At 68.0% G+C, this 15,491-nt stretch carries 12 protein-coding genes and 1 pseudogene; 5 read left to right on the forward strand and 8 right to left on the reverse strand.

Features of this window, described 5'->3' with window-relative positions; genetic code table 11:
• Positions 1-35: 35 nt before the first annotated feature.
• The 4 genes from ACT89H_RS22610 to ACT89H_RS22625 form a co-directional block, all read right to left on the reverse strand.
• Positions 36-1,385 (reverse strand): family 1 glycosylhydrolase, encoded by a 1,350-nt coding sequence (locus ACT89H_RS22610; protein WP_445110636.1) that lies wholly within the window; start codon positions 1,383-1,385, stop codon positions 36-38.
• A gap of 132 nt (positions 1,386-1,517) precedes the next feature.
• Complete coding sequence (locus ACT89H_RS22615; RefSeq protein ID WP_445110637.1) at positions 1,518-2,099, reverse strand: TerD family protein; 582 nt, start codon at positions 2,097-2,099, stop codon at positions 1,518-1,520.
• Positions 2,100-2,328: 229 nt separating this feature from the next.
• Positions 2,329-3,693: an NtaA/DmoA family FMN-dependent monooxygenase gene (locus ACT89H_RS22620; RefSeq protein ID WP_445110638.1), complete on the reverse strand. Its 1,365-nt coding sequence runs from the start codon at positions 3,691-3,693 to the stop codon at positions 2,329-2,331.
• A gap of 11 nt (positions 3,694-3,704) precedes the next feature.
• Complete coding sequence (locus ACT89H_RS22625; RefSeq protein WP_445110639.1) at positions 3,705-4,919, reverse strand: LLM class flavin-dependent oxidoreductase; 1,215 nt, start codon at positions 4,917-4,919, stop codon at positions 3,705-3,707.
• Positions 4,920-5,254: 335 nt separating this feature from the next.
• Here ACT89H_RS22625 and ACT89H_RS22630 point away from each other — a divergent pair.
• Positions 5,255-5,817: pseudogene (locus ACT89H_RS22630) on the forward strand (aldo/keto reductase); the annotation flags it as partial.
• 54 nt (positions 5,818-5,871) lie between these two features.
• On the opposite strand, the gene ACT89H_RS22635 reads toward ACT89H_RS22630, so the two are convergent.
• From ACT89H_RS22635 to ACT89H_RS22645, 3 genes are all read right to left on the reverse strand, one after another.
• Positions 5,872-6,936 (reverse strand): LLM class flavin-dependent oxidoreductase, encoded by a 1,065-nt coding sequence (locus ACT89H_RS22635; RefSeq protein WP_445110640.1) that lies wholly within the window; start codon positions 6,934-6,936, stop codon positions 5,872-5,874.
• A 338-nt stretch (positions 6,937-7,274) separates the two neighbouring features.
• A complete protein-coding gene (locus ACT89H_RS22640) occupies positions 7,275-9,218 on the reverse strand; it encodes a glycoside hydrolase family 15 protein (protein WP_445110641.1) in 1,944 nt (647 codons plus the stop codon).
• Between the two features lie 607 nt (positions 9,219-9,825).
• Entirely contained in the window at positions 9,826-10,617 is a 792-nt protein-coding gene (locus ACT89H_RS22645; protein ID WP_445110642.1) for an IclR family transcriptional regulator, read from the reverse strand.
• A 132-nt stretch (positions 10,618-10,749) separates the two neighbouring features.
• On the opposite strand from ACT89H_RS22645, the gene ACT89H_RS22650 reads away from it, so the two are divergent.
• From ACT89H_RS22650 to ACT89H_RS22665, 4 genes are all read left to right on the forward strand, one after another.
• Positions 10,750-11,574 carry a 2-keto-4-pentenoate hydratase gene (locus ACT89H_RS22650; RefSeq protein WP_445110643.1) on the forward strand — a complete coding sequence of 275 codons (825 nt, stop codon included), beginning with the start codon at positions 10,750-10,752 and terminating at the stop codon, positions 11,572-11,574.
• 4 nt (positions 11,575-11,578) lie between these two features.
• The gene (locus ACT89H_RS22655) at positions 11,579-12,568 is read left to right on the forward strand and encodes an acetaldehyde dehydrogenase (acetylating) (RefSeq protein ID WP_445110644.1); all 990 of its coding nucleotides are present in this window, start codon (positions 11,579-11,581) and stop codon (positions 12,566-12,568) included.
• Positions 12,565-13,590, forward strand: a complete 1,026-nt coding sequence (dmpG, locus tag ACT89H_RS22660) for a 4-hydroxy-2-oxovalerate aldolase (protein WP_445110645.1) — start codon at positions 12,565-12,567, stop codon at positions 13,588-13,590. The genes ACT89H_RS22655 and dmpG overlap by 4 nt, the downstream gene beginning before the upstream one ends.
• 215 nt (positions 13,591-13,805) lie before the next feature.
• On the forward strand, positions 13,806-14,738 hold the full coding sequence (locus tag ACT89H_RS22665; RefSeq protein ID WP_445110646.1) for an undecaprenyl-diphosphate phosphatase: 933 nt from the start codon (positions 13,806-13,808) through the stop codon (positions 14,736-14,738).
• Between the two features lie 47 nt (positions 14,739-14,785).
• On the opposite strand, the gene ACT89H_RS22670 is transcribed toward ACT89H_RS22665, so the two are convergent.
• Positions 14,786-15,491, reverse strand: a 706-nt coding sequence (locus tag ACT89H_RS22670; RefSeq protein WP_445110647.1) for an AMP-binding protein, incomplete at its 5' end; no start/stop codon positions are given.

The raw sequence follows: 15,491 nt of genomic DNA on the forward strand, positions 1-15,491 counted from the left end.
GACGGGCGCGGTGACCAGGGGGTGCGGGTACCCGCCTACTGCCCCGCCACCGGAGATAGACAGCTGGCCGGAGGATCGACGAACACGCAGATGGCCGGGCCGCGGGTGGGACGGTAACCGTCGGGCACTCCGCCCGCGGCGATGATCTGGGTGTAGGCGCCGACGGCGTCGGTGGGGCGGCGGGTGAGGGACGGGTCGGTGCGCACGTCCACGGTGTAGAGGCCGAATCGGGGTGTATAACTTCCCCATTCGTAGTTGTCGGTCAGGCTCCAGTAGTTGTAACCCATGATGTTCATGCCGTCGGCCTTGGCGCGCTGGATCCAATAGACGGTGTCGCGAAGATGATCGCCACGGACGTAGCCGTCGGCGCGCGGACGGCCGTCTTCGGTCGGCATCCCGTTCTCGACGACGTACAGCGGCTTGCCCGGCAACCGGCGCGAGTAGAACTGCAGCGCGTAGTAGATGCCTTCGGTGCGCACCGGCAGATCCCAGATGTGCGGTCCGGGCAGCGCGGGCATCGACGAACCGCCGGCCCGCAGGATGGACTCGGCCAGCGACTGCGCCGGGTCGAAGGCGAAGTAGTAGTCGACACCCACGTAGTCGAGCCGATCGGCGATGCGGTCCACCAGCTGGCCGTTGACCTGCGCCTCCGAACCGGCGACATAACCCACATTGCTGGTCACCTGCGCACCCGGCTGTTTCTGGTGGATGTAGTCGTAGCTGGCATTGTGCGCCTGCGCGATCCGCTCGAGCATTTCTCCGGCATCCGCGGCGCCCCGACCGGCCTCGTGCACGATATAGGCGACGGGCTCGTTGACGGTGACCCACAGCGGATTCCGTGATGCGTAGCGGTCGACGACGGTGCGCATGTTGGCCAGCCAGTCGTCGACCATACGCGGATTTCGCCAACCCCCTCGGTCGGCGGCCCAGCCGGGGTACACCCAGTGGTCGAGCGTGATCATCGGTCGCATGCCTGCTCGCTCGATGCTCGAGATGACCGCGTCGTAGAAACGAAACGCGCCCTCGTCCCACACTCCCGGCGCGGGCTGCACTCGGGCCCACTCGATTCCGATCCGGAACACGCGCACCCCGAGGTCCGCCGCGAGCTGGATGTCGGAGGCATAGCGGTCGTAGAAGTCGACGGAATCGCCGAGGCGGTCGTACCCGGGGGTGGCGCCGACGTATCGCGTCCAATTGCTGTCCGGCGCATGGCCTTCCGACTGGAATCCGGAGGTCGATACGCCCCAGAGGAAGTCCCCGCCCAGCGCTGGTAGGCCAGCGACCGGCTGTATCGGCGGGGTCGCCGCGGAGTGCGTGGCGAGCAGCAACGTTGATGCCGCGACGGCGAGCGCGGCCAGGACGTACCGACGGAACCGGGATCGCATCGGCCCAGAGTAACTGGGCGCTGTCCGCGGATTGCGGGAAATCCGCTCATCACCGCGATTCGATGACGTGGACAGATGTAGCCATTCTGTGCGGTTCGGCCACACCTGCCTCGTCGCGTGGCACGCGCAGGGCTACTGCATGGCGAAGCGCAACAGTGCCTGCATGTCGCCCTGCTTGATCTTGCCTTGGCGATTGAGAACTTCCAGCTGCCACTGAGCGCCGTTCCGGAAGGCGCGAGCGACCGCGTTGGCGTTGTCGGTGCCGAGCAGCGAAGGCCAGATGTCGGCGACTTGCTGGCTGTTGCCGCCGGTGGCGTCGTAGATCTTGAAGGAGATGTTGTTCGCCTTGTCGAAGGAGCTGCCCTTTTTGAACGCGGCCGCGACGAAGATGATGGCGTCGATCGCGGCGGGGACGTCGGCGAAGGTGACGTGGATGGTCTCGTCGTCGCCGGAAGCGGCGCCGGTCTGCTCGTCGCCGGAGTGCGCGACCGCGCCGTTGCCCAACGGGTCCAGCGAATCGAGTCCCGCGAAGCGCACCGGGTCGTTGCCCTGCATGAGGACAGCGATCAGATCGAGGTCCACACCGCGTTTGCGGCGTGCCCAGCCGAGTGCGCCGCCGCTGGTTCCGGACGACGGATCCCAGCTCACTCCCACACTCAATTTCGTGATACCCGCGAGGTCCGCGGCACCGTCTTCTTTTCTGAGCGTAATCACGACATCAGGATACTGACGTTCACCTACTGCGCCCCGGACCACGAATCCACCTCCGGGGCAGGAATGTCGGCGCCGGGCGTGGGAATCCATCGCGGAACTCGGCCCGGCGGTCGCCGGAACGATCACTCCGCACCGCCTTGCTCGGCATCGGCGGCGTCCGATGCCGAGCAAGGCGGGTGCGGTCAGCGCTGTGGTCGGCCGATACGACGTGGAAGCTACGGCGGTGGACTCAGGCGGTCGGAACCGTCTTCGCCGAGCGCACGTTCGGCAGGCCGAGATTGTCGCGCAGGGTGGTGCCGGTGTACTCGGTGCGCAGCGCACCGCGATCCTGCAACAGGGGAACCACCTTGTCGACGAATTCGTCCAGACCCCATGGCACCAGGTGTGAACCGAGGATGAAACCGTCGGAGCCGTCGTTCTGCACGAAAGCGTCGATCTGCTCCGCGACCTGCGCCGGGGTTCCGACCAGGGGGCCGCGCTCGAACTGGTCGATCACCACCTCGCGCAGCGAGAGCTTCTTCGTCTCCGCGACCTGGCGCAGACGTTGCGCGGTGGCGAAGCGGTCCTGGTGGACGAAGGCTCGGCCCTGGATGATCGGCGCGGCGTCGGGGTCCGGGTCGATGTCGGGCACCGGCCCTTCCGGATCGTAGCCGGACAGGTCGCGGTTCCAGATCTGTTCCAGCAGAATCAGTGCGGTCTGTCCGGTGACCTGCTCGTTGCGGACGGCATGGTACTTCTCGATCGCTTCGGCCTCGGTGTCCCCGAGAACGAAACTCGCCGACGGCAGGATCTTGATGTCGTCGGCCGCCCGTCCCGCCGCTACCGCGCGCGACTTGATGTCGCGGTAGAAGTCCGCGGCCTCCGGCAACTTGCCGTACGGAGAGAAGATGGCATCGGCATTGGCGGCGGCGAAGGCGCGCCCTTGCGGTGACACGCCGGCCTGCAGGATCACGGGCCTGCCCTGCGGGCTGCGCGGCACGGTGAAACGACCGGAGATGTCGAACTGGCTGCCGTGGAAGGCGAATGCCCCGGCATCCGGCCTGGCGAGGAAGCGTCCGGCGTCTTTGTCGGCGACGATGTCGGCGGCGTCCCAGGAATCCCACAGCGCGCGAACGGCGTTCAAGGTCTCCTCGGCGCGCACGTAGCGGTCGGCGGGATCGAGGAATCCGCCGCGCCGGAAATTCTGTCCGGTGAACGCGTCGAACGAGGTCACGACATTCCAGGCAGCGCGTCCGCCGGAGAGGTGGTCCAGGCTGGCGAACTGCCGGGCCAGTTCATAGGGCTCGTTGAAGGTGGCATTGATCGTGCCCGCGAGCCCGAGATGCTCGGTGACCGCGGCGATCGAAGCCAGCACCGTCAAGGTGTCGGGGCGGCCGATGATGTCCTGATCGAAGATCCGGCCCGCGCGTTCGCGCAGGATGAGCCCTTCGGCGAGGAAGAAGAAGTCGAACTTGCCGCGTTCGGCGGTGCGGGCGGTGTGTTCGAAACTGCTGAAATCGATCTGGCTTCCCGCCTCCGGATGCCACCACGCGGTGTGATGGTTGACGCCGCCGAGGTAGGCGCCCAGGATGATCTGCTTACGATGAGTGCTCACGGTGACCTCGCTCAGGCAGTCGCGTAACGGTTGGGGACATCGGTGGGTAGACCGAGCAGCGCGCGCAGCGAGCCGTCCGGGTAGCCGGTGCGGAACACGCCGCGGCGTTGCAGCGCGGGAACGAGCCGGTCGGCCACTGCCGCCAGATCGTCGACCGCGACGCCGGGCCGTAGCCGGAACCCGTCGACCCCCTGCTCGCTCCAGTCGGTGAGCAGATCGGCGAGCTCGTCGGCGCTTCCCGCGAAAACAGCCGCGTCGGAATCGAATTCGGCACGCGCGAGTTCGCTCAGGCGCGCCAGGCGCTGCGGACCGGGCTCCTCGTCGGTATCGAGGAAAACGGCGATGTCGGCATAGACCCGCAGCGGCTCACCGGTGCGCCCTACTCGTGCCGCGGCGGCGGCGACGTGTTCCAGGATCGGGCCCGGGCCTTCGTCGCGGCTGGGCGTGACGAAGACCAGGTCGGCACTGCGGGCGGCGAATTCGTAGACCAGCGGGCCGTGCGCGAGAGCCGCCACCACCGGCTGTCCTTGCGGCGGACGCGGCGTGATCGATGGGCCGCGGACGCTGAAGAAGCGACCCTCGAAGTCGATGTAGTGCAGTTTGTCGCGATCGATGAACCTGCGGGTGGCCACATCGCGGATCTCGGCGTCGTCCTCCCAGCTGTCCCACAGCCGTCGCACCACCTCGACGGCGTCGGCGGCCTCGTCGAGAAGATCACGCGCACGGTCGGGCAAGACGCCGGACGCGATAGCTTCGGCGAGTTCGGTGGGAGTGAGGTCGTGCACCGCGCGGCGCCCGAAGTGGGCGGCCTCCTCGGCGGTACCGGACACCCGCGCCTGCCAACCCGCCCGGCCACGCGACGTGTAGTCGAGCGTGGCGATCGCCTTGGAGACGTGGAAGGGTTCGGTGTGCGTGGTCGTCACGGTGGGAATGAGACCGATCCGCCGGGTGACCGGGGCGGTGCGTGCGGCGATCAGATGTGCGTCGATGCCGGCCCTGACCTGATCGACGGCGTCGTCGGACGGTGCGTGCCGCCTACCCGGGATCCGCAGACTGTCCTCGATGCTCACGAAATCGAGTAGCGCCCGCTCCGCGGTCCGGATCAGGTCGGTCCAGTAGCCGGGGTCGAACAGTTCGGCGGGACGGGAGTTCGGCTCCCGCCACGCGGCTGGATGCCAGCCCGCCCCGTCGAGTGCGACGCCGATATGCAGTGGGTTCGGTGCCATCGTCTCCCGTTTCTCTCCATGCGCGAATGTCGTGCGGTGCAACGCGCGAACCGGCGCGCGAGCGCCCGACGACGGCCCGGGCGGGAATCACCGGCCTCGGGGATGCAGCGGGCCGGGCGCCGAGCGGGACGCAGCGAATTCGGATAACACGTGGCCACGGCCGGTGCCCAGCGGTGCGTGCACCAGCACTCCCGTCATCGCGCGCGGGTGTCAACGATTCGGATCAGCTCGATCGATGGGAAATACCCTGGGTGGCCGTGCCTCACCGGAATCGGCCGGCGGGCCCGCGAGCCCGGCGGTTTCTGGCGTGGAGAGCCGAAGCCGAAGCGGCAGGAGCGCCGGAGCCGAGCACGCCGTTGGAGGAGTCGGTCGGCGCGCTGGTCAGCGCGGTGCAACAAGACAGGGCGCTGTACATCGGCCTGTCCGACTACGCGCCCGACCGCACTCACGAGGCCGCCGACCTGCTCCGGGCGGCGGCGTCCCGCTGTTGAGCCACCAGGCCCGCTGCTCGATCTACGATCGCGGCCCCGAGCGCAACGGCGTGCTGGACACCGCCCGCTGGGACGGCTTCGGCTTGATCGTCTACTCGCCTCTGGCCCAGGTCCTGTTGACCGACAAATATCTGGAGACGACCCCCGACGGGGCGCGAGCACAGAACAGTAGCTTCCTGTCGCCGGACGTCATCGGCGAAACCTACCGGCAGCGCACCGCCGCGCTCGACATGATCGCCCAGTCACTCGCGCAGTGGACGCTGCGGCGCCCCGAGGTCACCTCGGCGTTGATCGGCGCGAGTTCCACCGTGTAGCGGGATCACAACATCGCCGCTCTGGACTTCCAGGAACTCACCGACGAGGAAATCGCCCTCATCGATGAGCACGGCGTGCACGGGACCGGCTGAAGCTCTGACGCGGTCGGACAGGATCGGGGAGGGGCAGCGCGGGCGCTGCCCGTCTCACTCTCGCAGCAACGGAAGCAGTTGGTTGCCTTGGCGTTCGATTTCGCGCAGATACGGGGTGTCGGACAGGACGAAATGTGTGATGCCGAGATCCTGATACCTGCGCAGCGACTTGGCGACGTCTTCGGGGGAGCCGACGAGCCAGGTGGTCCCGGCGCCGCCACCGCCGAATTTCCCGGGTGTGGTGTAGAGGTTGTCGTCGAGCACTTCACCCTCCGCGGCCAGGTCCAGCAGTCGCTGTTGTCCCACGGCCGTTCGGCGATGCGGGTTCGGCACAGGCGCGTTGTGATCCTTCGCCATATGCGCGACCTTTGCCTCCGCCTCCGCCCACGCCTGCTCGGTGGTGTCACGGACGAAAGTGGTGACCCGCAGGCCGAACTCCAGCGGCGCGTGCTCGCGGCCGAGTTCCTCGCTCAGCGATCGCAGGCGCTCGATCCGTTCCCGGACACCCGACAGCGGCTCGCCCCAGAAGAGCTGGACATCGGCCTCGGTCGCAGCTACCCGCTCCGCGGCCTCCGACGCACCACCGAAGTAGAGCTTCGGGTGGCGACGCTCGCCGCGCGGGACGATCCTCGGCACCGCAGTGGAATCGCTGACCTGGTAGTACTTGCCCTGATAAGTGACCTTCTCCTCGGTCCACAGCCTGCGCACGAGGTGGAGGAACTCTTTGGTGCGAGCGTAACGCTCGGCCTGATCGCTCTCGGTCTCGCCGTAGGCCGCGAGATCGTCCTTTCCCGAAACGATGTTCACGCGCACCCGGCCGCCGGAAAGCTGGTCGAGGGTCGCCGCGGCCGATGCGAAGTTGGCCGGGCGCCAGTATCCCGGCCTGATCGCGACGAGCGGCTCGAAGGTCGTCGTCTTGGCGGCGAGAGCCGTCGCGACGGTGAGCGTGTCGGGGCGACCCCACCCGGTGCCGATCAATGCGCCGTGCCACCCGTGCTCCTCCAGAGCCCGCGCTTGGGCGCTCAAGGTGTCCAGGCTGTTGTGGTCGGCCGCGACGGTGTCTCCGCGATGTCCGGGCGTGACCTGATTCGGGATATACCAGAGGAATTCGAGGCTCATCGGCGGTGAATCCTGTTCGTGGGCGCGATCGACGGGCGAAACACCCGGCCGGCGGGTGGACCAGCTTTCGGACATCGCAATTATCGACCTCGCCCGGTGCCGGAAGTCGTTCGACGCCCACGTCCTTCATCCGGCGGGACCGCTCGTGACCTGCGACGATTCATCGCGATGAGACATTAATTCACGTAGATTCCAGAGGGGTCCGCCGCGCCTTTCGCGATGCCGGTGTCCGGGGAGCGCGGGGCCGAAGGGGATCTATCGGTATTTCTCCGTCTGGGCGGCGGCAGGAAAGGTCGTAGGTGATGGGGCCCAGCGGATTTCATCGATCCGGCTGCCGGTCAGCGGTGGATGTATCCCTGGGTGAGCGGTGTGTCGTCCAGTCGCGGTGCGATCGATTCCCCGCCGAGTGCCTGCCGCAGGAGCGCTTGCTCATCTTGGATGACGTGCATGACGGCATTGATCAGGGCGAGGTGGGTGAACGCCTGCGGATAGTTGCCCCAGTGGCGACCGGTTCTGGGATCGATCTCCTCTGCGTAGAGGCCGAGGGGACTGGCGTAGCCGAGGAGTTTCTCGCACAGCTGCTTCGCCTTCTGCTTTTCGCCGATCTCCGACAGTGCCGAGACCAGCCAGAACGAGCAGATCGTGAAAGCGCCTTCCTCCCCGGCGCATCCGTCGTCGGTCTCGTCGACGCGGTACCGCAAGACGAGGCCGTCTTCGGTGAGTTCCTCGGCGATGGCCAGCACAGTGTTGCGTACCCGATCGTCGTCGGGCGGCAGAAAGCGGACCAATGGGATGAGCAGCGTCGAAGCGTCCATCGACGTGCTTCCGTAGTACTGGGTGAACACGCGCCGGGAGTCGACCGCGTGTGCGCAGATGTCGGCGTGGATCTCGTCGGCGGCCTGTTGCCACCGATGCGCGCGGGCGAAGTCCTGGTGGATGCGGGCCAGCCGGGCGCCGCGGTCGGCGGCGACCCAGCACATGACCTTGCTGGAGGTGAAGTGCCGGGGCTGCCCGCGAACCTCCCAGATGCCGTGATCGGGCTCGCGCCAGCAGGTGAGGGCGCTCTTGACCGCACGGCCCAGTAGCGGCCAGGCGCGCGCATCGATTTGATCTTGATGGCGGCCGTACAGATAGACCGCGTCCAGCGCCGCGCCCCACACGTCGTGCTGGCGTTGCCGGTATGCCTCGTTGCCGATGCGCACCGGGCCCGCGTTGTCATAGCCGCGCAGGTGGGGGAGGGTCTGTTCGGTCAGATCGGTCTCGCCGCCGATGCCGTAGACGATCTGCATGTCCCGGGCTTCTTCGGTCAGCTCGAGGATGTAGGAGAAGAAGTCGTTCGCCTCCCAGGTGAAGCCCAGCGTGTACAGGCCCCACAAGGCGAAGGCGGAGTCGCGGATCCACGAATAGCGATAGTCCCAATTGCGTTCCCCACCAGGTGTTTCCGGCAGCGACGTGGTGGCGGCCGCAGCAACTGCGCCGGTGGGGGCGAAGGTCAATCCCTTGAGGGTGAGCGCACTGCGGGTGAGTTCCGCGGTCCAGGGATGGTCCGGGAATCGTCCGCCGGCCAGCCAGTGCCGCCAGTGGTGAATCGTCCGCAGCAGCCGCTCTTCGGCCTCCGCGACATCGACGGGGGCGTCGCGACTGCCCCAGGCGAGCGCGCAGAAGCGGGTGTCGCCCTTTTTCAGCAGGGTGCGGGCGACCGCGTGCGTGCCCTCCAAACCCAGGCGCATGTCGGTGCTCAGCGTCAGTTGCAGGTCGGTCCCGTCGGCGCAGGCCTGGGCGAGGTGGTAACTGCCGAGGTACTCCCACCGTGCGCGACGCCTGCCGTAATCGAAGGCCGGTTGGCAATCGAGCCCGAACTGGATCTGCCCGGTCTCGCAGTGCACCGTCCGCAGCAGGATGTGCTCGGCGTCGTAATCCGTGGGTGTCCGGCGGTGGGCGCTGCGGCCGGGTTTCTGGTGCCGCCACGGCCCGACCAGCAGCACATCACGCACCGTCGCCCATCCCTCGCCACTGCGCCAGCTCGTCTCCATGACCATCGTGCCCGGGATGTAGCGGCGATCGGTGGGCACCACGAAGTCGGCTGGGGCGAAGCGGAACGAGCCTGCGGAGCGATCGAGTATCGCGGCGAAGACGCTGGCAGAGTCCATGCGTGGCAGGCACATCCACTCGATGGCGCCGCTCGGGGCGATCAGGGCGGTGACCTCGCAATCGGAGATGAACCCGTAGTCATCGATGCGCGGGAACGCCGTGAGCCGTGGTGTGGATTCGATCTCGTCCATGCGTTTCTCCGTCGTCGTCTCGGGGCTTTCGGTCCGGTGGCCGTCCACCGGCGAATACCTGATGCACCGCCTTTCGTCGGGCGAACACTGTGCGCGGTATCGAGGCGTGGGTGATCCAACGCTCCCACCAGCCCACCACCTGGTAGGCCGGATCGGCAAGCCCCGCGAACCAACGACGGCCTTTCGCCGGGCGCGCGCCCGAACCGACCAACCGTCGGGCGGCGAGGACGGTGGCGGCGCGGCGTTCGGTGCGGGTCCGGTCGTCGAACCGGCCCTTGCCTGGCGACCTCGGCACGCCGCACGCCCTGCACCGCTCACATGAGATTCCCGTGATCGGCGACATCGGCTCGGCGGGCAGTTCCTTCGATACTGCGGACATCCGCGAGTTCCGGCAGTCGGTACGTGAAGATCGGTTTTGTTTGTCGTCGCGGGTGGTATCCGCTGCACAGTATCGGCCGACAGCGCGGTCGTGCCGGTACGCACCAGGGCATCCCGCTGCTCGACCACCGGCCCGTTCGACAACGTCACGAAATCGCCTGCGCCGCACGAGAACGAGTTGCCCCTTCCGAGGTTGGACGGCGCAAGCCGACGGGGGTCTTCCGTGTGCTCAGGCGGGCGGCACGGACAACAACCGGGCCCGCCGGGTCAGAGTGGCTCCGATGCCATCGGCGGCCGCGCGCACCGATGCCGCGTGGGTCTCGGGATGGAACCGATGAGACGGGCCCGTCACGCTGATCGCGGCGACCACCTCGTCCGACTCGCGAACCGGGGCGGCCACACAGACGATGCCGGGCGCGGATTCCTCGAACTCGAAGGCCACGCCGGCGGTCGCGATCCGATCGAGCTGCGTGCGCAGCGTGCCCGGTAGCGCCATCGTCCGGGGGGTGTAGCGGCGCAGCGGCCCGGCCAACACCTCGTCACGCAGCGCCGCGTCGGCGTTGGCCAACAGCACCTTGCCGATGGCCGTGCAGTGCAGCGGCATGCGGCCCCCGATTCGCGACGGGGCGCTGGCCTGCCTGCGCCCGCCGATCTTCGTCAGGTACACGACATCGGTGCCGTCGAGCACGCCCAGATGCACGGTTTCCTGGATCCGCGCGTTGAGTTCCTCCAGGAACGGAATCGCCACTTCGAGCAGACTCCGCTCGACCGATGCGCGCATTCCGAGTTCGAACAGATACCCGCCGAGCCGATATCCGGCGCCGGTCCGGTCCAGCAGTCGGACCGCGACCATGTCGGCGAGGACCCGGTGCAAGGTGCCCTTCGGAATGCCGGTCCGCCGCCCCAGCTCGGCCAGGCTCAAGGCGGTGTCGTCGATCGAGAACGCCTCGAGCACGGACATGATCTTGCCCAGCACGGTCGAACCGTCTATCGCACGACCAGCGAACACAGCTGCCACCATCCACTTCCTCCGGGCCCCGCTCACTCTACCCCGACGGCGTTCGGCTCAGTGGAACGCAACACTGGCGGCGGCGTCCCACCTGCGGCGACAGTGAGATCACTGTTTCCCTCCGCACGAGATCCGGGATTTCCGATGCCAACACCTCCAGGCCTTGACCGACCCTCCGTGGCCGCGGACAGCGCCACGATCGCCGCCGCCGACCGGCTCGGCGCGGCTGCCCGCTCCGGCACCCCCTGCGCTCCGGTACGCGATCTGATCGGTTCCGACGACGTGGCCGCCGCGTACGCGGTGCAAGAGCTGCTGACCGCCGAGCGCATCGCGGCCGGCGCCGAGGTGGTCGGGCACAAGATCGGCCTGACCTCCCCGGCGGTGCAGCGGCAGCTCGGTGTCGATCAACCGGACTTCGGAGTTCTGTTCGACGACATGCACTTCCGGCCGGACACGCCCGTGCCGCTGAGCCGGTTGTTGCAGCCGAAGGTCGAAGCCGAGATCGCGTTCGTGCTGGGCGCGGACCTGGCCGAGGGCCCGCTCGACGAGGAGCAGATTCGCGGCGCGGTCGACTACGCCGTGGCCGCGCTCGAGATCGTCGACAGCCGCATCGCCGGGTGGGACATCACCTTCGGTGACACCGTGGCCGACAACGCTTCGAGCGGTTTGTTCGTCCTCGGCACCGAACGCCGCCCCCTCGATTCCTTCGAGCCCGTGTCGGCCCGGATGCGCATGTCGATCGACAGTGTCGAGGTGTCGACGGGAACCGGCGCGGCTTGCCTCGGCGATCCGCTGCACGCTTTGGCCTGGCTGGCACGGACCACGCGCGAGCTCGGCCGACCACTGCGCGCCGGGCAGACAGTGCTCTCCGGAGCGCTCGGACCGATGGCGCCGATCGAGGCCCCTGGAACCGTCACCGCGGACATCACCGGTCTGGGATCGGTGACCGCGACCTTCATTCAGGAGTGAAACCATGAACGACAGCCCTGCCAAGCTCACGGTCGCGGTGATCGGATCGGGCAACATCGGCACCGATCTGATGATCAAGGTGATCCGGAACTCGACCGTCCTGGAGATGGGTGCGATGGTCGGCATCGACCCGGAATCCGACGGCCTCGCCCGCGCGCGCAGACTCGGCGTCCCCACCACGTCCGACGGCGTCGAGGGCCTGCTGGCACTGCCGAACTTCGACGAGATCGACGTGGTCTTCGACGCGACGTCCGCCAAAGCCCACGCCGCCCACGCCGCGGCACTCGAACCGCTCGGCAAACGCATGATCGATCTGACACCCGCCGCGCTCGGCCCGTTCGTCGTCCCGGCGGTGAACCTGGACGAGCACCGCGACGCGCCCAACGTCAACATGGTCACCTGCGGCGGGCAAGCCACCATCCCGATCGTCGCGGCCATCTCCCGCGTCGCGCCGGTTGCCTACGCCGAGATCGTCGCGTCCATCGCCTCGAAGTCCGCCGGGCCGGGCACGCGCGCGAATATCGACGAGTTCACCGAGACCACCGCGCACGCGATCGAAACGGTCGGCGGCGCGCGGCGCGGCAAGGCCATCATCATCCTCAATCCAGCGGACCCGCCGCTGATCATGCGCGATACCGTGCTCTGCCTGATCACCGCGCCGGACCCCGGCACCCACCAGGCCGTTCGCGAATCAGTGGAACAGATGATCGCGGACGTGGCCACGTATGTCCCCGGCTACCGCCTCAAACAGCAAGTCCAGATCACCCCCGTCCCGCAGGACCAGCCGGTGCGCACCCTGCTCGCCCCGGACACGGACACGGCGGCCTCGCCCACCCATCAGGTGACGGTGTTCCTCGAGGTCGAAGGCGCCGCCCACTACCTCCCGGCATACGCGGGAAATCTGGACATCATGACCTCGGCGGCCGTGCGCTACGCCGAATCCATCGCAGACACGATCGCCGCGGCGCCGGCAGGACAGGAAGCGCTTCGATGACCACCCAACTGTTCATTCAGGACGTCACCCTCCGCGACGGCATGCACGCGGTGCGCCACCGGATCACGCCCGCCGACGTGGGCCGGATCGTAGCGGCGCTGGACGCGGCCGGTGTCGACGGCATCGAAGTCGCGCACGGCGACGGTCTCGCCGGAGGCAGCCTGAACTACGGCCCGGGGAGCAACACCGACTGGGAATGGATCGAAGCCGCCGCCGACAATCTCACGCACGCCCGGCTGACCACGCTGCTGCTGCCCGGCATCGGCACCATCGAAGAACTGAAGCACGCCTACCGGCTGGGGGTGCGATCGGTGCGCGTGGCGACCCACTGCACCGAAGCCGACGTGTCCGCCCAGCACATCGCCACCGCACGGGAACTCGGGATGGACGTCTCCGGATTCCTGATGATGTCGCACATGGCCGAACCGGCTCGCCTGGCCGAACAAGCGAAATTGATGGAATCGTATGGGGCGCACTGTGTCTACGTCACCGATTCCGGCGGCCGGTTGACCATGAACGGAGTCCGGGACCGGATTCGCGCCTATCGCGCGGTGCTGGACTCGGGCACCGAGATCGGGATCCACGCGCACGAGAATCTCTCGCTGTCGGTGGCCAACTCCGTGGTGGCGGTCGAAGAAGGCGTCACCCGGGTGGACGCATCGCTCGCCGGCCACGGAGCCGGGGCGGGCAACTGCCCGATCGAACCTTTCGTCGCCGTCGCCGACCTGCATGGCTGGAAGCACAACTGCGATCTGTTCGCATTGCAGGACGCCGCCGACGACCTGGTGCGGCCGCTGCAGGATCGCCCAGTGCGCGTGGACCGCGAAACACTCACGCTCGGCTACGCCGGGGTCTACTCGTCGTTCCTGCGGCACGCCGAAACCGCCTCGCGGCGTTACGGCATCGACGTGCGCACGATTCTGCTCGAAGTGGGACGTCGCGGACTGGTCGGCGGGCAGGAGGACCTCATCGTCGACATCGCTCTCGACTTGGTCGCCGAATCCTCCAGCGCCACCGCCTGAACGGCATCGACCGCGCCGACGGTCGGTCGATCCGCTCCGATCGGCCGTCGGCACCGGGCTGCTGTTCTCTGACGGTTCCTCCGCGGCCGTGGCTGCGCGACAGCGATATTCCGGTCCGGCGACGGCCACGGCGGGACAGCCGCCGTCACCGGCCGTGTCCGGGCTGAGCGGAGGCACTCACACGGTTTCGTTGTGCGCGTGCGAGACTCGGGGCGATGCTCACTTACTTTCAAGCGACAGTGATCGGGGCGGTGCAAGGTGTCACCGAACTGTTCCCGATCTCCAGCCTGGGGCATTCCGTGTTGGTTGCGGCATGGCTCGGAGGCGATTGGGAGAAGCTGACCGGCGAGGGCGGGTCCGGCACACCATATCTGGCGTTCGTGGTGGCGCTGCACGTAGCGACGGCGGTGGCGCTGCTGGGCTACTATTGGCGCGACTGGTGCGTCATCGTGGCGGGCTTGTTCACCACGCTGCGCACCGGGCGCCTCGACACCATTCCGCAGCGGCTGGCATGGTTGATCGGCATCGCCACCATTCCGGTTGCTGTGCTGGGCTTTCTGCTGGAGCATCCGCTGCACGCGCTGTTCGGCACGCCCTTCTACGCCGGTATCTTCCTCGTGCTCAACGGCCTCGTGCTGATCCTCGGCGAGGGATTGCGCCGCCGGAACGAGCCGTCGCTGGCCGAATACGGGCGACGGTTCGCTCGGCGGGAAGCCCGCAGAGACACCCTCACCGCCGAGGCGGAAACCCGCCGCCAATCCGACCGGCCGCTGGCCGCCCTCGGAACAGCCGACGCGCTCGGCATCGGCTTCGCTCAGGTCGGTGCGCTGCTGACCGGTTTCAGCCGGGCGGGCCTGACCATGGTCGGCGGCTTGTGGCGCGGTCTCGCGCACGAGCACGCGGCCAAATTCGCCTTCCTGCTGGCCACCCCGGCGATCCTCGGCGCGGGGCTGTTGGAGACACCGGAACTGCTCGGCCCGCAGACCGACGGCATCCGGGGACAGGTGCTGTTCGGCGCCATCGTGTCCGGAGTGTCGTCGTGGCTGGCGGTACGGTTCCTGGAGCGGTACTTCCAGACCCGGACCCTACTGCCGTTCGCGCTGTACTGCATCCTCGCGGGAGCGCTCTCGGTCGTGCATTTCAGCTGAGGCCTCCCCGCCGGAACCCTGCGGTCCGGCTCCGGCGGGGAGGACGATCATGAACCGGTCACACATTCATCGGTCAGCATCTCCTCGTCGGCGTCCAGGACGACCGCCGCGCCGACGGACCCGGCGGCGACCAGTTCGATCAGAACGGCGGGTGAGCTCGGTTCGCCGCGGGACGGGACCTCGGATTCGTAGGTGAGTTCGTCCCGGTCGCGCAATTGCCCTGCGGCGGTGGCGAGATCGTCGTAGCTGAGGGTCTGGTCCCCGACGAATGCGGGGTCGCTGCCGCGGAGGGCGCGGGTGCGGTGTGCGTAGGTGACCGGGCGTGGTGATTCGGCGGCGATTTCGGCGATCATGGCGGGGTCGTCGAGGGCGAGCCAGTCGAGGGTGCCGGTGGGGGTATCGCCGAGGGTGAGGCCGATCTTGGTCTCGAGGTGTTGGGGCAGTCCGGTGTCGGTGGGAACGACGGCGGCGCCGGTTTTGAGGACCGCCCAGGTGGCGACGACGGCTTCGACGCCGCGGTCCAGGCGCAGTCCCACGCCCGCGCCGGGCCCGCAGCCGCGGGCGATGAGCACCCGCGCCAAACGCGACGAGCGGGTCTCCAGATCGTGGTAGGACAGCTCGTGGTCGCCGAACAGGAGGGCGGGGGCGTCGGGATCGTCCTCGACCGCGGCGACGAGTGCTTGGGCGAGTGTGGTGCCCGCGGTGGCCGCCGCGCTCGGCTGTGGGGTGGAAATCGTTGCGGCCGTGCCCATT

The sequence above is a fragment of the Nocardia aegles genome (assembly GCF_052545135.1).